General features: G+C 71.8%; 17 protein-coding genes. 3 read left to right on the forward strand and 14 right to left on the reverse strand.

Annotated features, from left to right (window positions below; translation table 11 throughout):
• The 8 genes from UK12_RS16955 to UK12_RS16990 all read right to left on the reverse strand — a co-directional run.
• A partial coding sequence (locus UK12_RS16955) for a chorismate synthase (RefSeq protein ID WP_156178775.1) occupies positions 1-266 on the reverse strand: 266 nt, incomplete at its 3' end.
• A 223-nt stretch (positions 267-489) separates the two neighbouring features.
• The gene (locus UK12_RS16960) at positions 490-1,329 is read right to left on the reverse strand and encodes a shikimate dehydrogenase (RefSeq protein WP_231591252.1); all 840 of its coding nucleotides are present in this window, start codon (positions 1,327-1,329) and stop codon (positions 490-492) included.
• A gap of 59 nt (positions 1,330-1,388) precedes the next feature.
• Positions 1,389-3,308, reverse strand: a complete 1,920-nt coding sequence (gene mltG, locus UK12_RS16965) for an endolytic transglycosylase MltG (protein ID WP_045303837.1) — start codon at positions 3,306-3,308, stop codon at positions 1,389-1,391.
• 157 nt (positions 3,309-3,465) lie between these two features.
• Positions 3,466-4,647: an endolytic transglycosylase MltG gene (gene mltG, locus UK12_RS16970; RefSeq protein ID WP_197084928.1), complete on the reverse strand. Its 1,182-nt coding sequence runs from the start codon at positions 4,645-4,647 to the stop codon at positions 3,466-3,468.
• Positions 4,648-4,736: 89 nt separating this feature from the next.
• On the reverse strand, positions 4,737-5,219 hold the full coding sequence (gene ruvX / locus UK12_RS16975) for a Holliday junction resolvase RuvX (protein WP_045303838.1): 483 nt from the start codon (positions 5,217-5,219) through the stop codon (positions 4,737-4,739).
• Entirely contained in the window at positions 5,219-7,888 is a 2,670-nt protein-coding gene (alaS, locus tag UK12_RS16980) for an alanine--tRNA ligase (protein WP_045303839.1), read from the reverse strand. Before alaS ends, ruvX begins: the two co-directional genes overlap by 1 nt.
• Positions 7,888-8,316: a DUF6167 family protein gene (locus UK12_RS36665; protein WP_156178776.1), complete on the reverse strand. Its 429-nt coding sequence runs from the start codon at positions 8,314-8,316 to the stop codon at positions 7,888-7,890. Before UK12_RS36665 ends, alaS begins: the two co-directional genes overlap by 1 nt.
• 2 nt (positions 8,317-8,318) lie before the next feature.
• Positions 8,319-8,795 (reverse strand): DUF948 domain-containing protein, encoded by a 477-nt coding sequence (locus UK12_RS16990; RefSeq protein WP_045303840.1) that lies wholly within the window; start codon positions 8,793-8,795, stop codon positions 8,319-8,321.
• 276 nt (positions 8,796-9,071) lie between these two features.
• Here UK12_RS16990 and UK12_RS44765 point away from each other — a divergent pair, with 276 nt between their 5' ends.
• Complete coding sequence (locus UK12_RS44765) at positions 9,072-10,331, forward strand: ATP-binding protein (RefSeq protein ID WP_331386654.1); 1,260 nt, start codon at positions 9,072-9,074, stop codon at positions 10,329-10,331.
• A 1,043-nt stretch (positions 10,332-11,374) separates the two neighbouring features.
• Here UK12_RS44765 and rpsD read toward each other — a convergent pair.
• A complete protein-coding gene (rpsD, locus tag UK12_RS17000) occupies positions 11,375-11,989 on the reverse strand; it encodes a 30S ribosomal protein S4 (RefSeq protein WP_045303841.1) in 615 nt (204 codons plus the stop codon).
• Positions 11,990-12,351: 362 nt separating this feature from the next.
• Positions 12,352-13,701 (reverse strand): replication-associated recombination protein A, encoded by a 1,350-nt coding sequence (locus UK12_RS17005; protein ID WP_045303842.1) that lies wholly within the window; start codon positions 13,699-13,701, stop codon positions 12,352-12,354.
• Positions 13,702-13,817: 116 nt separating this feature from the next.
• Between UK12_RS17005 and UK12_RS17010 the strand changes: the two genes are divergently transcribed.
• Positions 13,818-14,318, forward strand: a complete 501-nt coding sequence (locus UK12_RS17010) for a VOC family protein (RefSeq protein WP_045303843.1) — start codon at positions 13,818-13,820, stop codon at positions 14,316-14,318.
• A gap of 3 nt (positions 14,319-14,321) precedes the next feature.
• Here UK12_RS17010 and ppk2 read toward each other — a convergent pair whose 3' ends face one another.
• Positions 14,322-15,209: a polyphosphate kinase 2 gene (gene ppk2 / locus UK12_RS17015; RefSeq protein ID WP_082119693.1), complete on the reverse strand. Its 888-nt coding sequence runs from the start codon at positions 15,207-15,209 to the stop codon at positions 14,322-14,324.
• Positions 15,210-15,476: 267 nt separating this feature from the next.
• Between ppk2 and UK12_RS17020 the strand changes: the two genes are divergently transcribed.
• Positions 15,477-16,373 carry a LysR family transcriptional regulator gene (locus tag UK12_RS17020; RefSeq protein ID WP_045303844.1) on the forward strand — a complete coding sequence of 299 codons (897 nt, stop codon included), beginning with the start codon at positions 15,477-15,479 and terminating at the stop codon, positions 16,371-16,373.
• A gap of 55 nt (positions 16,374-16,428) precedes the next feature.
• Here the strand turns inward: UK12_RS17020 and UK12_RS17025 are convergent, their stop codons facing one another.
• The 3 genes from UK12_RS17025 to hisS all read right to left on the reverse strand — a co-directional run bounded on the left by UK12_RS17025 (position 16,429) and on the right by hisS (position 20,121).
• Positions 16,429-16,944 (reverse strand): GNAT family N-acetyltransferase, encoded by a 516-nt coding sequence (locus tag UK12_RS17025; protein WP_045303845.1) that lies wholly within the window; start codon positions 16,942-16,944, stop codon positions 16,429-16,431.
• A gap of 109 nt (positions 16,945-17,053) precedes the next feature.
• On the reverse strand, positions 17,054-18,862 hold the full coding sequence (gene aspS, locus UK12_RS17030; protein WP_045303846.1) for an aspartate--tRNA ligase: 1,809 nt from the start codon (positions 18,860-18,862) through the stop codon (positions 17,054-17,056).
• Entirely contained in the window at positions 18,859-20,121 is a 1,263-nt protein-coding gene (hisS, locus tag UK12_RS17035; protein WP_045303847.1) for a histidine--tRNA ligase, read from the reverse strand. The genes aspS and hisS overlap by 4 nt, the downstream gene beginning before the upstream one ends.
• Positions 20,122-20,123: the final 2 nt, after the last annotated feature.

The following is a 20,123-nucleotide window of genomic DNA, read 5'->3' on the forward strand; positions in this document are numbered from 1 at the left end:
AGCTCCCACTTCGGCCACTCGGTGTTGCCCACCATCACCGCCACCGGACTGCCCATCGTCAGCCCGTGCCGGACACCACCGAGAAACGTGACCTCGTCCTGCTCGAACTTCATCCGGGCACCCCGGCCGTAACCGAGCCGCCGCCGGGCCAGCGCATCCGCCACCATGGCGGTGGTCACCGGCACCCCGGCCGGCAGACCCTCCAGCGTCGCGACCAGTGCGGGACCGTGCGACTCCCCCGCCGTCAGCCAGCGCAACGTACCCAACGGAGCTCCTTCGTCAGCGGCCCGGACCGCAGTTCGCGGCTACGGCCCGGCCAGGCGATCGTGCGGCGGGCCCTCCCTCCGTGCCCGCCCTCGGGCAGAAGGGGCCCATGGGCCCGCGTCCTGACCCGATCCTTTCATGCCGCAGGCCCGTACGGTGGCCACGGTCCGGGTGGCGGACACCGGCGTGGACCGCCGGGACCACCCCGTGGACCTGCCGCTTCGCTCAGCTCTCGGCGAGCGCGGCCTCGCCGGCGGCACGCATCGCGGCCAGCGGGCCGACGGCCTCGCCGGTGAACTGCTCGAACTGGAGCACCGCTTGGTGCACCAGCAGATCCAGCCCGCCCAGCACCGTCGAACCCCGCTCCGCACAGGCCGCGACCAGCTTCGTCGGCCACGGGTGGTACAGCACGTCGAACAGCGCGCCGGGCCGCTCGGGGAGCGCCGAGGCGAAGGAATCGGTCGCCCCGGCGGGGGTCGTGGAGATGGTCAGCGGCGCCGCCAGCGCCTCGGCGCCGCGCTCCCAGTCGGCGGCTCGGACCCTCAGCCCGAGCCGCTCGCCGAGCGCCTGCATCTCCGCGGCCCGCTCGGCACTTCGGACATACGTTGTCACCTCGCCGGTGCAGATCTGGGCCAGCGCCGCCAGTGCGGAGGACGCGGTGGCGCCCGCGCCGAGCACCGCGGCACTCTCCACCCGCTCGATCCCGCGCTCGCGCAGCGCGTTCACCAGACCCGGCACATCGGTGTTGTCCCCGGTGCGCCGCCCGTCCGGGTGGAACACCACGGTGTTCACCGCGTCCACGGACAGCGCCGTTCCGCTCACCTCGTCCAGCAGCGGGATGATCGCCCGCTTCAGCGGCATGGTCAGCGAGAGCCCGGCCCACTCCGGCCCCAGCTCAGCGACGAAGGCGGCCAGCCCGGCCTCGTCCACCTCGAAGCGGTCGTACCGCCACTGCTCCAGCCCGAGCGCCGCATACCCGGCCCGGTGCAGTACCGGCGAGAGCGAGTGCGCAATCGGCGAGCCGAGCACGGCAGCCCGGTGGTGCGTCGTCACGAGCGTGGTCACCTCTCCTGGGAGTCCCTTGTGATCAAGGCGCGCCCACGATACCGCCCCCGGGCCGACGGCTACTTGCACATACCTCGCACGGAGTCGAAGCCCTGGTTGTGCGCCGTGCAGTACTCCTGGACGTTCTTCTTGTGCTCGTCGAAGGTGGCCGCGAAGCGGGTCTCGGTCGGGGACATCGCGATCCAGTACGCCCAGTTGCCCGGCGTCGGGTTCAGCGCCGCCTTGATCGCGTCGTCGCCCGGGTTGCCGATCGGCCCCGGCGGCAGACCGGGGTTGACGTAGGTGTTGTACTTCAACGACTTGTCGTTGATCTCCTTGTCGACCAGCTTGGTACGGCCGAGCTGGTACTGGAGCGTGGTGTCCATCCCCAGGTTGACGTTGGTCTTCAGACGGTTGGCGATGACCCGGGCCATCTTGCCGAAATCCGCCGGGTTGTTGCCCTCCGCCTGCACGATGCTGGCCTCGATGAGCACCTGGTAGCCGTCCTTCACACCGGCCTGCTGGGCCCCGGCGTCCAGACCGAGCTGCTTGTAGTGGTCGGCGGCCGTCGAGACCATCTGCTTGAGCAGGTCCTCGGGCTTCATCCCGTCGGTGACCGAGTACTTCATCGGGTAGAGGAAGCCCTCGATGTTGCCGCCGGCGTAGTCGGGCAGACCGAGCTCGCCGGCCTTGTCCTTGGCGACGGCAGCCGTGGTGCCCGGCTGGAGCTTCAGCTTGGCGTCGATCTTGGCGTAGATGTCGACGGCCTTCTTGCCCTCCGGGATGGTCAGCGCGTTGCCGCCGTTGGCGTCGACCAGTTCCTTGACCGCGGCCTCGGCCGACATCTGGTGGTGCAGGGTGTAGGTGCCCGGCTGGATCGTGCCGCCCTTGGGGTTCTTGGTGACGGCGTCGACGAAGGCCCCGGCGCTCTTGACCACGTCCGCGTCCTTGAGCGCCTGGCCCATCGCCTCGCCGGAGGCACCGGACTTGATCTCGACGTTCACCGAGCCGCTGCCGTCGCCCGTGTAGTCCGGCGGCGGGCCGAAGTGCGCCTGGTAGAAGCCGTAACCGAACCAGCCGGCCCCGGCGGTGGCACCGAGCAGCGCGATGGCGACGATCAGGCAGGCACCCCGGTTGCGGCGCCCCTCCTTCTTGCCCTTCTCCTTGCGCTTGCGCTCGGACTCCCGGGTGGCCGGCTCCTCCTCGCTGCCGAAGAGGGACGGGCGGTCCTCGTCGAGGGCGTGCTCGGCGTCCTCGGAGTACCCGGTGTGCTGCTCCTCCTCGGCCCACTCCTCGACGGCCGGTTCGGCCGCCGCAGGGGCGTCGAGTGCGGCGGCCTCGGCCTCCCAGTCGAACCCGTCCCCTCCCGGAGACGCAGGCTGCGGGGCCTGCGGCTGCTGCCGGCGGACGGGCTGCGGCTGCTGCGGAATCTGCTGGGTCTGCGGCGCCTGCTGTGCCTGCTGCCCCGGCTGCCCCTGCGGCATGAACTGCTGCGGGATCGAGGGCTGTTGGGCCTGCTGCGGCATCTGCTGCCGCGGGTAGCCGTACTGGTCGTACTGGCCGCCGCCCTGCACGAACTGGCCCTGCTGCTGGGCCTGTTGCGGCGTCTGCTGCTGGACGTCGAACTGCTGACCGCCGTACGACTGTCCGTTGTACTGCTGGTCGTTGTACTGCTGGGCCTGCTGCCCCTGGTGGAACTGCTGGCCCTGCTGGCCCTGCGGGTCCGCCGCCCAGCCGGCGGCCGGGGGGGCTTCCTGCTGCCAGCCCTGCTGCTGCGGGAAGCCCTGCTGACCGTACTGGGCCTGGGCGAACTGCTGGTGCTGCTGGCCCTGCTGGTGTTGCTGCGGTACCTGCTGCCAGGCTCCGGTCTGCTGCTGTCCGGCCAGCTGCCGGAGCTGCTCGACCGTCGGCTGCTGCTGTCCCTGACCGCCGTGCCCGGGGTCGCCTGGGTGCCACGGCTGCGCGCCCTGGGGCTGGTAGCCCCCGCCCAGATCAGTCATCGAACCCCTTATACCAACCGACAGGACAGAGCCGACCGCGTCCACTGGCGGTCACCCGGGAGCTGGTCCCGGTGACTCCTCGAACCGGCGTGCTAGCGCGACGCCCGGGGAAGACGTTACCGTACCGCAGCAAAACGTCCGTCCGGGGCAATCCGGCTCAGTGACCACTCACGCTGGGTGAGGAACTTCTGGTGGCCCGGTTGGCGTTGAACTCGGCGACGTTCTTCTGCTGCTGTTCGAGACTGTCGGTGAAGCGGGTGTCCCCGGGCTTCACGGTCACGAAGTAGAGCCAGTCCCCGTCGGCGGGGTGGGCCGCCGCGCGCAGCGCGTCCTGGCCCGGGTTGGCGATCGGGGTGGGCGGCAGACCGGGGTGCAGATAGGTGTTGAACGGGGAGTCCAGCTTGGTGTCGGCACCGGTCGTGGTGAGCGTGGAGCGGCCGAGCGCGTAGTTGATGGTCGAGTCGAGCTGCAGCGGCATGTTCTTCGCCAGCCGGTTGTAGATGACCCGGGCGACCTTCGCCATGTCCTCGGGGTTGTCCGCCTCGCCCTCCAGCAGGCTGGCAACGGTCACCAGCCCGTACGGCGACTGCCGGTTGAGGGTGGCCGCGGCCTCGACGCCCTCCGTCTGGTGCACCCGAGCGGCCTGTTCGACCATCTGCTTGAGCAGGTCGACCGCGGTGGTCCCGTCGGTCACGGCGTAGGTGGAGGGGAAGAGGAAGCCCTCGATCCTCCCGCCCGTGATTCCCGGCAGTTCCAGGTCTCCGGCTTGCTGATCGGCGGTCTTCGCGGTGGTGCCGGGGGCCAGTTTCAGCTTCTGGTCGACCGCCGCGTAGATCTGCGCGGCCCGCCAGCCCTCCGGGATGGTGAGCGCGTTGGCGTTGGCCGGGTCGAGCAGTACACCAAGCGCGGCGGCGGCGGACATCTTCAGCTTCAGCGCGTACGTACCGGGCTGGATCCGGGTTCCGGCCGGGGTGTTGGCCGCCGCGTCTGTGAAGGCTTTGACGCTCGCCACCACATCAGCTTTCACAAGACTCTTACCGATCTGGGTCAGGCTGGCGCCTCTCGGCACCGAGACCTGGACCGTCCCTGTGCCGTTCCCCACATAGTCGGCCGCCTTCGGCTGCCCCTTCGGCCAGAGCAGCAGTCCGCCGAGCGCCACCGCCGCCGCCACCGCCAGCACCGCGAACACGCTCAGACAGCAGGCCGCTCCGGTGCGCAGCCGCCGGGGGTCCGGCGGCTCGTACCCGTACGGCTGCCCCGGTGGCAGCCCCTCCGGCTCGGTCACGGGTGCGCCGAGGTGTTCGGGGGTCAGGCCGGGGGTGGAGTACGGGTCGGTCAAGGCGGCCTCTTGGTCGATGGACGACACATCGAGGGGGCCCGTGCGGACGCGTCCGCACGGGCCCCCTCAGGGAAGCTAGACCAGACCGGTCAGTTCATCGGTTCGACGCACTCGCCGGGCGCACGGCCACTCACCCGTTCGGTCTCCAGGGCGCTCTGCAGGATGACCACCGCCGCCGCCTGGTCGATGACCGAGCGGCCCTTCTTGGCGCTCCGCCCGGAGGCCCGCAGGCCCTGGGCGGCGGTGACCGTGGTCATCCGCTCGTCCACCAGGCGGACCGTCACCGGTGCGACCAGCGCGGCCAGCCGCCCGGCGTACGCCCGGACCTTGGCCGCGGCCGGGCCCTCCTTGCCGCTCAGCGAGCGGGGCAGGCCGACCACGACCTCGATCGCGTCGTACTCCTCGACGATCTCCTTGAGCCGCGCCTGGGAACGGCCCCCGGCGGCAACCGTCTCCACGGGCGTGGCGAGCAGCCCGTCGGGGTCGCAGGACGCCACCCCGATCCGGGCGTCGCCCACGTCCACGGCGATCCGACGGCCCCGGCGGAAGACCTTCTCCTGCTGCTCCTCCATCAGTTGGCGCGCTCCGCCACCAGGGCGCGGACGGCGGCGATCGCCTCGTCCACGGCGGCCGGGTTGGTGCCGCCGCCCTGGGCGACGTCGTCCTTGCCGCCACCGCCGCCGCCGAGCGTCTTGGCGGCGGTGCGGACCAGCTCACCGGCCTTGACGCCGCGCGAGCGGGCGTCCTCGTTGGTGGCGATCACGGTCAGCGGGCGGTCGTTCGCCACGGTGAAGGCGGCGACCACGGCCGGGCGGGAGCCCAGGCGGGCCCGGACGTCCAGAACCAGCTTGCGCAGCTCGTCCGCGCCGGTGCCGTCGGCGATCCGGGCCGCGACCAGGGCGACGCCCCGGACGTCCTCGGCCCCGGCGGCCAGCCCGGCGGCGGCGGCCAGCACCTTCTCGGCGCGGAAGCGCTCGATCTCCTTCTCGGCGTCCTTGAGCTTGGCGAGCATGCCGGAGATCTTCTCCGGCAGCTCCTCCGGGCGGCCCTTGACCAGCTCGGTGAGCTGGGAGACCACGGTGTGCTCACGGGCCAGGAACTTGTACGCGTCCACGCCGACCAGCGCCTCGACGCGGCGCACGCCGGAGCCGATCGAGGACTCACCGAGCAGCTTCACCAGGCCCAGCTGGGCGGTGTTGCCGACGTGCGTGCCGCCGCACAGCTCCTTGGAGAAGTCGCCGATGGTGACCACGCGGACCGAGTCGCCGTACTTCTCGCCGAACATCGCGATGGCGCCGGCCTTGCGGGCCTGGTCCATCGTCATGACCTCGGCGGTGACGTCGAGTTCGCGGGTCAGCACCTCGTTGATCTTCTGCTCGACGTCGGTCAGCACGCTGCCGGGGACGGCGGCGGGCGAGCCGAAGTCGAAGCGGAAGCGGCCCGGGGCGTTCTCCGAACCGGCCTGGGCGGCCGTCGGGCCGAGCGCGTCGCGCAGCGCCTGGTGGGTCAGGTGGGTGGCGGAGTGCGCGCGGGCGATGGCCCGGCGGCGGTCCACGTCGATGCTGGCGTACGCGGAGGCACCGAGCACGACCTCGCCGAAGAGCACCGAACCGCTGTGCACGATCACCCCGGGGACCGGCTGCTGCACGTCGCGGATCTCCACCACCGCGCCGGAGTCGAGCCGGATCCGGCCCTGGTCGGCGAGCTGGCCACCGCCCTCGGCGTAGAACGGGGTCCGGTCGAGCACGATCTCGACCTCGTCGCCCTCGGTCGCGGCCGGCGCCGGAACGCCGTCCACCACCAGGCCGACCACGGTGGCCTCGCCCTCGATCCGGGTGTAGCCGGTGAAGACGCTGGCACCGGACTTGTCGGCCACCTCGCGGTAGGCGGACACGTCGGCGTGGCCCATCTTCTTGGCCTTGGCGTCGGCCTTGGCCCGCTCCCGCTGCTCCTTCATCAGACGGCGGAACCCGGCCTCGTCCACCTGGAGGCCCTGCTCGTCGGCCATCTCCAGGGTGAGGTCGATCGGGAAGCCGAAGGTGTCGTGCAGCTGGAACGCCTTCTCGCCCGAGAGCACGGCGCTGCCGGCCTGCTTGGCCTCGGTGACGGCGGTGTCCAGGATGAGGGTGCCGGTGCGCAGCGTCTGGAGGAAGGAAGCCTCCTCGGCGGCGGCGACCGTCTCGATGCGCTTGCGCTCCTCCAGCAGCTCCGAGTACTGCGGGCCCATCGCCTTGATGGTGATGTCCGTCAGCTCGCGGGCGACCGGGTCGGTGGCACCGAGCAGGCGCATGTTGCGGATGGCGCGGCGCAGGATGCGGCGCAGCACGTAGCCGCGGCCCTCGTTGCCGGGGGTGACGCCGTCGCTGATCAGCATCACGGCGGTGCGGATGTGGTCGGCGACCACGCGCAGCGAGACGTCCGACTTGTGGTCCACGCCGTAGGTGTGGCCGGTGAGCTCGGCGGCCCGGTCCAGGATGGAGCGGGTGGTGTCGATCTCGAAGAGGTTGTCGACGCCCTGCAGGATCGCGGCGAGGCGCTCCAGGCCGAGACCGGTGTCGATGTTCTTGCTCGGCAGGTCGCCGACGACCTCGAAGCCGTCCTTGCCGTCACCGTGACCGCGCTCGTACTGCATGAAGACCAGGTTCCAGATCTCCATGTAGCGCTCGTCGTTGGCGGCCGGGCCGCCCTCCTCGCCGTAGGCGGGGCCGCGGTCGTAGTAGATCTCCGAGCACGGGCCGCACGGGCCGGGGACGCCCATCGACCAGAAGTTGTCCTTCATGCCCAGGCGCTGGATGCGCGTCGACGGGACGCCGACCACCTCGCGCCAGATCTGCTCGGCCTCGTCGTCGTCCTGGTAGACGGTGATCCAGAGCTTCTCCTTCTCCAGGCCGTAGCCGCCGTCCGCGACGGGAGTGGTGAGCAGCTCCCAGGCGAACGTGATGGCTCCTTCCTTGAAGTAGTCACCGAAGGAGAAGTTGCCGCACATCTGGAAGAAGGACCCGTGCCGGGTGGTCTTGCCGACCTCCTCGATGTCCAGCGTGCGGACGCACTTCTGCACGCTGGTGGCACGGGTGTAACTGGGCTTCACCTCGCCCAGGAAGTACGGCTTGAAGGGCACCATGCCTGCGTTGACCAGCAGCAGGGTGGGGTCGTCGGCGACCAGGGACGCCGACGGAACGACAGTGTGCCCGCGCTCCTCGAAGAATCGCAGCCAGCGGCGGCGGATCTCTGCCGACTCCATCAGTGGTCCTTCCGGTTGGGTTTGCCGCCCGGCAGCTCGTCGAGCCGACGGGGCGTTGCAGCTATGGCTTGGGGGGTGGTGCGAAGACTGTGGGACGAGGGCAGGGCGGCGGCCGGGGAGCCCGGCGCCGCCGAGATAGCTCGGTACTGGGGCTCGGCGCGCAGCGCCCGGGTACGGCGGCGCGGCGGCTCGACCACGGCGGTGCCGTCCAGCCCGAGGTCGGCCTTGAGCTGCTCCTCGCGCTCGGTCATGGCGGTCCGGACGTCGCCGGCGAAGCGCTTGGCCAGGTCACCGAGGTGCAGCGCACCGCGGGCCGCGGTGCCCGACAGGCTGTCGGGGGTGAGCCGGTGGACGGCTTCGTCGGCCTTCTTCATGGCCCAGACGGTGGCGCCGGCGCCGACTGCCATCCAGAAGATTCGTCGAACCATGGTCAGCCCCTCACGGCTCGCCGGACGCGGGAGAGCAGACCGCTGCGCGGCGCGGTGGCCGCCCGGACCTCGGCCCGGACCAGCCGGGCCAGCTCCTCGCGCTCGCTCGCCTGCTGCGGGACCGTCGGACCGGCCTGCCGACGGTTGACCGCCTTGCGAACGCCGTAGCTGAACGCGGCGACCTTGACCAGCGGACCGCCGATGGTGGCGGCGACGGTGGAGGAGAGCGCGTTCGCGTTGGCGGCGGCGTCCTGGACGTTGGCGGTGATCTCGTCCACCCGGTCCAGCTGCTCGTTGGCGCTGCGGACGGCCGCGCCCGCGTCCACCAGCAGCGGTACGGCCTGCTCGGTCACCGCGGAGACCAGGACGGTGGCCTCCTTCAGCACCCGGGAGAGCCGGACCAGCACGACCGCGAGCAGAGTGACCAGGACCGCCCAGAACACGGCCACCAGCAGGCCGGCCAGCTCTCCCACGGACACCTTGCGCGCTCCCTCGCCTTGCAACTTCCTCAGAGGGGAACCCTACCGTGACCAGGTGCACTTTCCCGACCGGATTCCCCGTCCGGCAGATCTTGTCCACGGGAACCCCGCCGGGGCGGGGCGCGCGGTGCCCGCCGGGCGCGCGTGAGCGTGTCAGCCGCCGTCGCGCGCGGGTGGGCCGCGCCCCCGGCCATCGACTCCGTGCACGGCCCCCGTGACCTCCCCGTCGGCCGGGTCGTTGTCGCCTTCGATACACGTCCAGAACGGGGGCAGGCCATGGAGAACGAACCGAGGACACCGGACAGACCGACCCCGCACGGGCCGCCCGCCCGCCAGCTCCCGGCCGAGCTGACCAGCTTCATCGGCCGGGACACCGAACTCGCCGCAGTGGAGCGCCTGTTGGAGCTCGCCCGGCTGGTCACCGTCACCGGCCCCGGCGGCGTCGGCAAGAGCAGGCTAGCGCTGCGCGCCGCCACCCTGGCCGAGGCGGCGGGCGGCTTCGCGGACGGCATCCGGCTGGTCGAGGTCTCCGGGGTGCAGGCCCCGGAGCTGCTCGGGCACGCCGTCCTGGAGGCGCTGCGGCTGACCGACTCCACGGCCCGGCCGCCGGTCGACGTACTGACCGAGCAGCTGGCCGATCGCGAGCTGCTGCTGGTGCTGGACGGCTGCGAGCACCTGGTGGCGGCCTGCGCCGAGCTGGTGGACGCGCTGCTGCGGGCGGCCCCCCGGCTCCGGGTGCTGGCCACCAGCCGGGAGTCGCTGCGGAGCCCGGCCGAGCACCTGCTGCCGGTGACCCCGCTGCCGGTGACCGCCGTGCCCGGCGGCACCGCGGACGCCGTACGGCTGTTCGCGGACCGGGCGGCGGCCGTGCTGCCGGAGTTCGTCCTGGACGAGCACAACGCCGAGGAGATCGCGCTGCTCTGCCACCGCCTGGACGGCATCCCGCTGGCCGTCGAGCTGGCGGCCGGGCGGCTGCGGGCGCTCTCGGTGGAGCAGATCGTGCTGCGCCTGGACGACCGCTTCCGTCTGCTCACCGGGGGTGCGCGCGGTGCGCTGCTGCGCCACCAGACGCTCCGTACCACGATCGGCTGGAGTCATCAGCTCTGCAGGAACGTTTACTCTGGGCTCGCCTCTCGGTCTTCGCCGGTAGTTTCGAGCTCGAAGCGGCCGAGTACGTCTGCGCCGGCGACACCATCGAGGCCGACCAGGTCCTCGACCTGCTGGACCAGTTGGTCGCCAAGTCCGTCGTGCTGCGGGTGGCGGCCTCGCCCGGCCCGCCGGCCGGCCGGGAGCCCGGACCGGGGCGGGGCACCGGCGGCGTCCGGTTCCGGATGCTCGACACGCTCTGCGAGTACGGCGGCCAGTGGCTCCGCGCCACCGGGGACGAACCGCGGCTGCGCCGCCGCCACCGGGACTGGCACCTGGGCCTGGCCACCTGGGGCGAGGCCGAGTGGTTCGGCCCCCGGCAGGCCGAGACCGCCGAGCGGACCGGCCTGGCGCACCCCAACCTCCGCGCGGCGCTGGAGTTCTGCCTGACCGAGCCGGGTGAGGAGCAGCTGGCCCTGGTGCTGGCCGGGACGCTCTGGTTCTACTGGGTCGGCTCGGGCCACCTCGGCGAGGGCCGGCACTGGCTGGACCGTTCGCTGGCACTGGCCCCCGAGCCCACCGAGGCCCGCGCCAAGGCGCTCTGGGTGACCGGCTACATGGCCACCCTCCAGGGCGATCTCGCCAGTGCCGGACCGGCGTTGGAGGAGTGCCGCCGCCAGGCGGTGGCGACCGGGGACGACCGGGCACTGGCCTACGCGGTGCACCGGCAGGGCTGCGCGGCGCTGATCGGCGACGAACCCGCCCGCGCCGCCGTGCTGTTCGAGGAGGCGCTCTGGCACTACAACACGATCGGCGAGCTCAACTGCAATGTGCTGATGGCGATGTTCGAGCTCGGTATCGCCCACCTGTTCCAGGGTGAGACGGAGACCGGCAACCTCTGGCTGGACCGGGTCCGCGGGATCTGCGAGGCGCACGGCGAGAAGTGGGCGTACGCGTACGCGCTGTTCGCCCTCGCGTACTCCGACTGGGCCGCCGGGGAGCTGCGGACGGCCCGCGCCCGTGCCCGCGAGTGCGTGCGGCTGAACCATCTCTTCCGCGACCTGCTGGGGATCGTGCTGGCGCTGGACGTGCTGGCGGTGCTGGAGACCGAGGGTCCGGACTCGGACCTGTTCGAGGCACGGGTGCTGCAGGGTGCGGCGCACCGGATGTGGCAGGCGGTCGGTACGCCGTTCTTCGGCTCGCGGATCTTCAACGGGCCCTACCGGGAGTGCGAGGCTCGGGCCAGGGCGGGGCTGACCGAGCAGGAGTTCAGCGAGGCGTTCGAGCTGGGCGCCGCGCTGGACCTGGACGCGGCGGTCCGCCGGGCGCTGGGCGGCGAACTGCCGGGCCCGCCGGGCGAGGGCGGCCTGCCGGGGCCGCGTCCGGCGCAGCCCTCCCCGGTGTCCGCCAACTGAGGGTGGCCGACCGCCGGAAAAGGGCCGAGCCCCCACCGCCCGAAGGCGGTGGGGGCTCGGCGTGGTACCGCTCGCGGGTCAGCGCGAGTAGTACTCGACGACCAGCTGCTCGTCGCAGACCACGGGGACCTCACGACGCTGCGGGGCGCGGTCCAGGCGGAAGGCCAGGGCCTTGAGGTTGACCTCGAGGTACTTCGGGGTCTGACCCTCACCCGCGTTGCCACCCTCACGGGCGATCTCGAACGGGGTCTTCGCCTTGCTGCGCTCACGCACGGTGACGACGTAGCCCGGCTTCATCTGGAACGACGGCTTGTTGACCTTGCCGCCGTTGACCTCGATGTGGCCGTGCACGACCATCTGACGGGCCTGGTAGATGGTGCGGGCGATGCCCGAACGCAGGACCAGGGCGTCGAGACGGGTCTCCAGCTCGGCGATGAGCGCCTCACCGGTCTTGCCCTCGACCTTCTTGGCGCGGTCGAAGGCGCGGGCGAGCTGCTTCTCGCTGAGGTCGTACTGGGCGCGCAGACGCTGCTTCTCGGTCAGACGGACCTTGTAGTCAGAGTTCTGCTTGCGGCCACGGCCGTGCTGGCCGGGCGGGTACGGGCGGGCCTCGAAGTACTTGACGGACTTCGGGGTCAGCGGAATGCCCAGCGCACGGGCAATCTTGACCTTGGGGCGCTTCTGGTTCGCCATGAACCAAACCTCTCTTGCTTTACGAATACGGCTTCACCAGGTGTTGACGGAGGTTGCTCCTCGCGACCCGGAGAAAAACCGTCCGAGGACGGTCAGCCGCTCTCCGAAGCCGGGCACGAATGTGCTTGCACACGCACCGCCCACCGCCACCGGAGTGATGGATGGGCTGCCCGCGACACCGAAACCGGTGCGCAACGCTCCTGAAGCCCCCGAGGGGAGCTTCGGGCCAGTGCCCCGCTGGTGCGGCCGGTCAGACGGACTCGCATCCGCTGCCGTACCCGGGACATGGCACTCCGATCGAGTATACCGTCGATCACTCACCCGGCCGACCACGGCACCCGAGCACAGCGCCCGGCCCCGGCTCACTCCCCCTTGAGCCTGCCCCTGGTCCATTCGACGATGTCCGCGTAGCGGGCCTCCCCGCCGTGCCGGGTCGGGTGGTAGTACGCCCTGCCGTGCACCGAGTCCGGCGCGTACTGCTGGGCGGCGATGCCGCCGGGCAGGTCGTGCGGGTACTGGTAGCCCTGGCCGTGGCCGAGCCTGCCCGCACCGCCGTAGTGCGCGTCCCTCAGGTGCGGCGGGACGGCGCCCGCCAGCCCCTGCCGCACGTCGGCCAGGGCGGCATCGATCGCCAGGTACGCGGCGTTGGACTTGGGCGCCAGCGCCAGCGCGATGGCCGCCTGGGAGAGGATGATCCTCGCCTCGGGGAAGCCGATCAGCGCGACCGCCTGGGCGGCGGCGACGGCGGTGGGCAGCGCGGTCGGGTCGGCCAGGCCGATGTCCTCGCTGGCGGAGATCATCAGGCGGCGGGCGATGAAGCGCGGGTCCTCGCCGGCCTCGATCATCCGGGCCAGGTAGTGCAGGGTGGCGTCCACGTCGCTGCCCCGGATCGACTTGATCAGGGCGCTGGCGACGTCGTAGTGCTGGTCGCCGTCCTTGTCGTAGCGGACGGCGGCCTGGTTGACGGCCGTCTCGGTGGTGGCGAGGGTGAGCGTCTCCTCGTTCTTCTCCAGCGCGGCACCGGCCGCCGCCTCCAGGGTGGTGAGCGCCCGGCGGGCGTCTCCCCCGGCCAGGCGGACCAGGTGGTCCTCGGCCTCGGCGCTCAGCTCGACGCTGCCCGCGAGCCCGCGCTCGTCCGCCACCGCCCGGTGCAGCAGGGCACGGATGTCCTCGTCGGTGAGCGATTCGAGGGTGAGCAGCAGGGAGCGGGAGAGCAGCGGGGAGATCACCGAGAAGTAGGGGTTCTCGGTGGTGGCGGCGATCAGGGTGACCCAGCGGTTCTCCACCGCGGGCAGCAGGGAGTCCTGCTGGGCCTTGGAGAAGCGGTGGATCTCGTCCAGGAACAGCACCGTCTCCCGGCCGCTCATGCCGACGGCCCGGCGGGCGCCGTCGATGACCGCGCGGACCTCCTTGACCCCGGCGGTGATCGCGGAGAGTTCGACGAAGCGGCCCTCGACGGCCTGGCTGATGACGTGGGCCAGGGTGGTCTTGCCGGTGCCGGGCGGGCCCCAGAGGATCACCGAGCTGGTCGCGGCGGGACCCCGGGAGCCGGAGACCAGGCGGCGCAGCGGCGACCCGGGCTTGAGCAGCTGCCGCTGACCCGCCACCTCGTCGAGGGTGCGCGGGCGCATCCGTACCGCGAGCGGGGCCCGCCCCGGCTCCTTGGCCTGGCGTTCCTCGGCGGCGGCGGTGAAGAGGTCCGGTTCGTCCACGCGTGAAGCCTATGCGAGGGCGCCGACAGGACCGGCTGCAATCTTTAGTTCGAATTTGAACCTGATCGGCGTACGCTGGGGCCCGCCAGCCGCACGAACCACCCGGGAGCCCCACCATGCCTGTCCGCCGTCTCAACCACGCGGTGCTCTGGATCCGCGACCTCGACCGCTCGGTCGAGTTCTACACCGCCGTCTTCGGCTTCCGGCTCGACCACCTGGCAGCCGGCCGGGCCGCCTTCCTCAGCGCGCCCGACAGCCTCAACGACCACGACCTGGGCCTGTTCGCGATAGGCGCGGACGCCCCCGGCCCGGAACAGGGCAGAGTCGGGCTCTACCACCTGGCCTGGGAGGTCGGCACGCTCGGCGAACTGGCCGAGATCGGCGCCCGGCTGGACGAGCGCGGCGCCCTGGTCGGCGCGACCAACCACCTGGTGTCCAAGTCGTTCTACGCCAAGGACCCGGACGGCAACGAGTTCGAGCTGATGTGGCGCGTCCCCCGCGAGGACTGGCCGACCGAGAACTCCGGTCTCCGTCCCGGGCCGCTCGACCTGGCGGAGTCCCTGGAGCGCTGGGGCCCCGACCTGGCCACGGGCGCGGCGGCGGGCCAGCCCACCTGACGGCTACCGCCTACCGCGGTCCTTCGTCCGGCCCTTGTCGTCCGGCTGGTCCTTCCGGTCCTTCGCCGAGCCGTTCGCCGGGCCGGAGTGCTCCAGCCTCGCCGCGTGGTCCGGCACGTACTTCTGCAGATCACGCGGCGGCCGCTGGTACCCCTTGGACGGCGGCCTGGCGGGCAGCGCGACCTCCGGCCGGTCGACCTCCCGGTACGGGACGCTGGAGAGCAGGTGAGCGATCATGTTGATCCGGGCCCGCCGCTTGTCGTCGCTCTCCACCACGTTCCAGGGCGACTCGGGGATGTCGGTGTAGACGAACATCTCGTCCTTGGCCCGGGAGTACTCCTCCCACCGGGTGATCGACTCGGTGTCCATCGGCGAGAGCTTCCACTGCCGCATGGGGTCCTCCAGGCGCGAACGGAACCGCCGCTCCTGCTCCTCCAGGCTGACCGAGAACCAGTACTTGCGGAGCAGGACGCCCGCCTCGATCAGCATCCGCTCGAAGGTCGGGCACTGGTGCAGGAACTGCCGGTACTGCTCGTCGGTGCAGAAGCCCATCACCTTCTCCACCCCGGCCCGGTTGTACCAGCTGCGGTCGAAGAGCACGATCTCGCCCGCCGCCGGCAGCTGCTCCACGTACCGCTGGAAGTACCACTGGCCGCGCTGGCGCTCGGTCGGCACGGGGAGGGCCGCGATCCGGGCGACGCGCGGGTTCAGGTACTCCGCCACCCGCTTGATCGCCCCGCCCTTGCCCGCCGCGTCCCGCCCCTCGAAGACCACCACCAGCCGGACGCCCTCGGCCCGCACCCAGCCCTGGAGCTTCACCAACTCGCCCTGCAGCCGCAGGAGTTCCCTCTCGTACGGCTCCCTGGGAAGCCGCCCGGATGCCGCCGCCACTGTGCCCTCCGCTCACCGGATGCCGATAGGCACTCACGCTACGGGCGATCCGCCCCAGCCGCAGGTCATGGCGCCGGGGACCGTCCACGACGGCTGGAGAAGCTCCGGGAGCGATCGGCGACTCGTCCGGGCACGTCCGAGGCACACCGCGGACAGGCGACGGGACCGGCAGCCCCCTGCACTGCCGGTACCGACCCGCCTGGCGGGTGATCAACTCTGCCCTGCCCCGCCGCCGAGGTCCAATAGCCCCCTCCATAACCTTGGGGCATGGATATCGACACCCGGCTGCTGCGCTACTTCGCCACAGTCTGCGAAGAGGGTCAGCTCACCGCCGCGGCGGGCCGGTTGTTCGTCTCCCAACCCACCCTGACCAAGCAGATCCGCAGGCTGGAGAGCCAGCTCGGGGTCACCCTGTTCCGGCGCTCGCGGGACGGTGTGACGCCCACGGCGGCCGGGCACGCGCTGGCCGCCCACACGGCGACGCTGCTGGAGAGCTGGGAGGTGGCGCTGCGGGCCACCCGGCAGGCGGCGGAGGCGGCGGGCGGCACGCTGCGGGTCGGCTTCGAGGGCAGCACCATCAATCTGGTGGGGCTGCCCACCATCGCGGAGTTCGGCCGTCTGATGCCCGGCTGGCAGGTCCGGATGCGGCAGAACAACTGGTTCGACCCCACCTCGGGACTCGCCTCCGGCGAGATCGACCTGGCGCTCTGGCACGCCCCCGCCGGGCTCGCTCAGGAGTTCGCGACCGCCCGGCTGGGCACGGAGGAGCGCTGGGCCGCGCTCTCGGTCGAACACCCGCTGACCGCCCGCGAGACCCTGGACTTCGCCGATCTGCTGGACGAGCCCTTCGTGGCGATCCCGCAGGAGGCCGGAGCCTGGCGGGACTACTGGCTCGGCGCCGAGGAGCGCGGCGGCAGACCGGCCAGGATCGCCACCGTGGCGCACAACGCGGACGAGTGGATGGCGGCGGTGGCCTGCGGGCAGGGCATCGGCTTCGCCCCGAAGTCGATGCGGCGGCTGGCCCCGCGCCCGGACGTGGCGTTCCGCCCGGTCCGCGGACTGAGCCCGAGCCAGGTGGGCCTGTACTGGCTCCGCGACCAGCCGGTGACCCCCGCGATGGTGGCCTTCATCCGCAGCTGCCGGGAGACCGTCGACATCGGGTGAGCCCTGGGCAGGCCCCCGGGAGCCGGGGACCGGCCCGCCGGAGCAGCCCCGGGGGTCAGACCCCGTCGAACGGCGTCGGGTAGCGGCACAGGCCGCGCGGGCGGCCGTCGTAGGCGCTGAGCGGCAGCGCCTGGAAGTAGTCGTCGCGGACCGGGAACGGTCCGATGATCTCGTGCCGGGAGGCCGGGGTGAAGCCGAAGTGCCCGTAGTAGCCGGGGTCGCCGAGGACCACTACCAACTGCTCCCCCGCCGCCTCCGCCGCGTCCAGGGCGGCGCGGACCACGAGCCGGCCGATGCCCTTGCGCTGCCACTCCGGCGCGACCGCGACCGGGGCGAGCGCCAGGCCCTCGCCGTGGCCGATCCGCAGGCGCGTCAACAGGGCGTGCGCGACGACCAGTTCGCGGTTCTCCAGGTCCGTGACGGCGACCACGGAGAGCTCGTTCAGCCAGGACGGGTCGCGGCGCAGCGCGTCCACCAGGTCGGCTTCGTCCGGCCCCGGGAAGGCGGCCATGTGCACCCGTCTGGTCGCCGGGGCATCCGATGGCTGCTCAACTCTGGTACGTACGGTCATGGTTCGTCCTTCGCGAGTCGCACGCCGTTGTGGGCCACTGTGGACCGGCCCCGGCCCGGTGTCGTCACACCGGGCCGGGGCCGTGGAGGGTCATGCTACTGACGCCGGGTCAGCCTTGGCTGGGGGCCTCGTTCTTGGCCTCCTCGCGGACCTTCGCCTCGCCCGCAGCCTTGGGCTGAGCGTCCACGCCCGCCTCGCGGCGCTGGGCCGGGGTGATCGGGGTCGGGGCGCCGGTCAGCGGGTCGCCGCCGGTGGAGGTCTTCGGGAAGGCGATCACGTCACGGATGGTGTCGTACCCGCCGAGCAGGGTGACGATCCGGTCCAGGCCGAAGGCGACGCCACCGTGCGGCGGCGGGCCGTAGTTGAAGGCGTCCAGCAGGAAGCCGAACTGCGAGCTCGCCTCCTCCTCGGAGAGCCCGATCGCGTCGAAGGCGCGCTTCTGCACGTCCCGCTGGTGGATACGGATCGAACCGCCGCCCAGCTCCGAACCGTTGAGCACCAGGTCGTACGCGTTGGAGAGCGCGGCGCCCGGGTCGGTGTCGAAGGTGGCGAGCGACTCGGCGGTCGGCGCGGTGAACGGGTGGTGCACCGCGTGCCAGCCCTGGAACTCGCCCTTGTCGTCCTCGATCGGCTCGAACATCGGGAAGTCGACCACCCAGAGGAAGGCCCACTTCGACTCGTCGATCAGGTTGCAGCGGCGGCCGATCTCCAGACGGGCGGCACCGAGCAGCTCCTGCGACGGCACCTTCTTGCCGGCCGCGAAGAAGACCGCGTCGCCCGGCTTGGCACCCGCGGCGGCGGCGAGGCCGGCCAGGTGCTCCTCGGAGAGGTTCTTGGCGACCGGGCCGCGCAGCTCGCCGGTCTCGGCGTCCACCAGCACGTACGCCAGGCCGCGGGCGCCGCGCGCCTTGGCCCAGTCCTGCCAGGCGTCCAGCTGCTTGCGCGGCTGCGAGGCACCGCCGGGCATGACCACCGCACCGACGTACGGCGCCTGGAACACCCGGAACGCGGTGCCCTTGAAGTACTCGGTGAGGTCGGTCAGCTCCTGGCCGAAGCGGACGTCCGGCTTGTCGGAGCCGTAGCGGGACATGGCGTCCGCGTAGGTCATCCGGGGCAGCGGGTTGGGGACCTCGTAGCCGTGCACCTCGCGCCAGATGGCACCGATGATCTTCTCACCGAGGGCCAGGATGTCCTCCTGGTCCACGAAGGACGCCTCGATGTCCAGCTGGGTGAACTCCGGCTGCCGGTCGGCACGGAAGTCCTCGTCGCGGAAGCAGCGGGCGATCTGGTAGTAGCGCTCCATGCCGGCCACCATCAGCAGCTGCTTGAACAGCTGGGGCGACTGCGGCAGCGCGTACCAGTGGCCGGGCTGCAGGCGGACCGGGACGAGGAAGTCGCGGGCGCCCTCGGGGGTGGAGCGGGTGAGGTACGGCGTCTCGATGTCGAGGAAGTCGTTCTCCTCCATCACCCGGCGGATGATGTTGTTGACCTTGGAGCGCAGGCGCAGGCCCTTGGCCGGGCCCTCACGGCGGAGGTCCAGGTAGCGGTAGCGCAGGCGCACCTCCTCGTTCACCGTGCCGGGCTCGTACTCGGCGACCGGGAACGGCAGCGGGGCGGCCTCGGAGAGCACCTCGATCTCGCTGACCACGACCTCGACCCGGCCGGTCGGGATCTCCGGGTTCTCGTTGCCCTCGGGGCGGACCCGGACCTCACCGACCACCTTGACGCAGTACTCGGCGCGCAGGCCGTGCACCGAGTCGAGGTCGCGGACCACGATCTGCACGGTGCCGGAGGCGTCGCGCAGGTCGATGAACGCGACACCGCCGTGGTCACGGCGGCGGGCGACCCAGCCGGCCAGGGTGATGGTCGCTCCGGCGTGCTCCGCGCGGAGCGTGCCCGCGTCGTGCGTGCGGATCACAGCTGCTTCTCCTTCAGGGTGGATACGAGTGCTTCGAGGGCGACCGGGGTCTGCTCGCCGGTGGTCATGTCCTTGAGCTGGACGACACCCTCGGCGAGGTCGCGGTCCCCGGCCACCAGCGCGAAGCGGGCGCCGGAACGGTCGGCGGACTTCATGGCGTTCTTGATGCCCTTGACGCCGAAGGCGAGGTCGGTGGCGACGCCGGCCCGGCGCAGCTCGACCACCTTGGCGAAGAGCACGTTCTTGGCCTCCTCGCCGAGCGCCACGGCGTAGACCGAGGTGCTGGCGGGCAGGTCGAGGACGACGCCCTCGGCCTCCATGGCGAGGTAGGTGCGGTCCACTCCGAGCGCCCAGCCGACGGACGGCAGCGCGGGGCCGCCGATCATCTCGGACAGGCCGTCGTACCGGCCGCCGCCGCCGATCGCGGACTGGGCGCCGAGGCCGTTGTGCGCGAACTCGAAGGTGGTGCGGGTGTAGTAGTCCAGGCCGCGGACCAGCTTGGGGTCGTCCGTGAAGGCCACGCCGTTGGCGGTGAGCAGCGCGCGGACCTGCTCGTCGTACGCCTTGCACTCCTCGCACAGGTAGTCGCGCAGCAGCGGCGCGCCGCCGAGCTGGGCCTGCACGGACTCGCGCTTGTCGTCCAGGACGCGCAGCGGGTTGATCTCGGCGCGGCGGCGGGTGTCCTCGTCCAGGTCGAGACCGGTCAGGAACTCCTGCAGGGCGGCGCGGTAGACCGGGCGGCACTGCTTGTCCCCGAGGCTGTTGAGCAGCAGCGTGTAGTCGCTCAGGCCCAGCGAGCGGAAGGCGTCGTCGGCCAGGATGATCAGCTCGGCGTCCAGCGCCGGGTCCTCGGCACCGATCGCCTCGGCGCCGACCTGGGCGAACTGGCGGTAGCGGCCGGCCTGCGGGCGCTCGTAGCGGTAGTACGAGCCGGAGTACCAGAGCTTGACCGGCAGGTTGCCGAGCTTGTGCAGGTTGGCCTGGAGGGCGGCGCGGAGCACCGAGGCGGTGCCCTCGGGGCGCAGCGCGAGGTCCTCCCGGCCGCGCTTGGTGAGGGAGAACATCTCCTTGGTGACGATGTCGGTGGACTCGCCGACACCGCGCGAGAAGAGCTTGACGTCCTCGAAGACCGGCGTCTCGATGTAGCCGTACCCGGCCCGGCGCAGCGGCGCGGACAGGCGCTCGCGGATCGCCAGGAAGGTCGCGGAGCTGGGCGGCAGCAGGTCGTAGGTGCCCTTGGGGGCGGTGAAGGTGCTCAACT

Source organism: Saccharothrix sp. ST-888, assembly GCF_000955975.1.
Classification (GTDB): Bacteria; Actinomycetota; Actinomycetes; order Streptomycetales; family Streptomycetaceae; genus Kitasatospora.

What these genes read in the sequence shown, in the direction of transcription:
- alaS (WP_045303839.1), bottom strand. Translation starts at nt 7,888, where the DNA reads ATGGAGTCGGCAGAGATCCGCCGCCGCTGGCTGCGATTCTTCGAGGAG.
- UK12_RS44765 (WP_331386654.1), top strand. Translation starts at nt 9,072, where the DNA reads ATGGAGAACGAACCGAGGACACCGGACAGACCGACCCCGCACGGGCCG.
- UK12_RS17020 (WP_045303844.1), top strand. Translation starts at nt 15,477, where the DNA reads ATGGATATCGACACCCGGCTGCTGCGCTACTTCGCCACAGTCTGCGAA.
- rpsD (WP_045303841.1), bottom strand. Translation starts at nt 11,989, where the DNA reads ATGGCGAACCAGAAGCGCCCCAAGGTCAAGATTGCCCGTGCGCTGGGC.
- ruvX (WP_045303838.1), bottom strand. Translation starts at nt 5,219, where the DNA reads ATGGAGGAGCAGCAGGAGAAGGTCTTCCGCCGGGGCCGTCGGATCGCC.
- UK12_RS17010 (WP_045303843.1), top strand. Translation starts at nt 13,818, where the DNA reads ATGCCTGTCCGCCGTCTCAACCACGCGGTGCTCTGGATCCGCGACCTC.
- UK12_RS17025 (WP_045303845.1), bottom strand. Translation starts at nt 16,944, where the DNA reads ATGACCGTACGTACCAGAGTTGAGCAGCCATCGGATGCCCCGGCGACC.
- mltG (WP_045303837.1), bottom strand. Translation starts at nt 3,308, where the DNA reads ATGACTGATCTGGGCGGGGGCTACCAGCCCCAGGGCGCGCAGCCGTGG.
- UK12_RS36665 (WP_156178776.1), bottom strand. Translation starts at nt 8,316, where the DNA reads ATGGTTCGACGAATCTTCTGGATGGCAGTCGGCGCCGGCGCCACCGTC.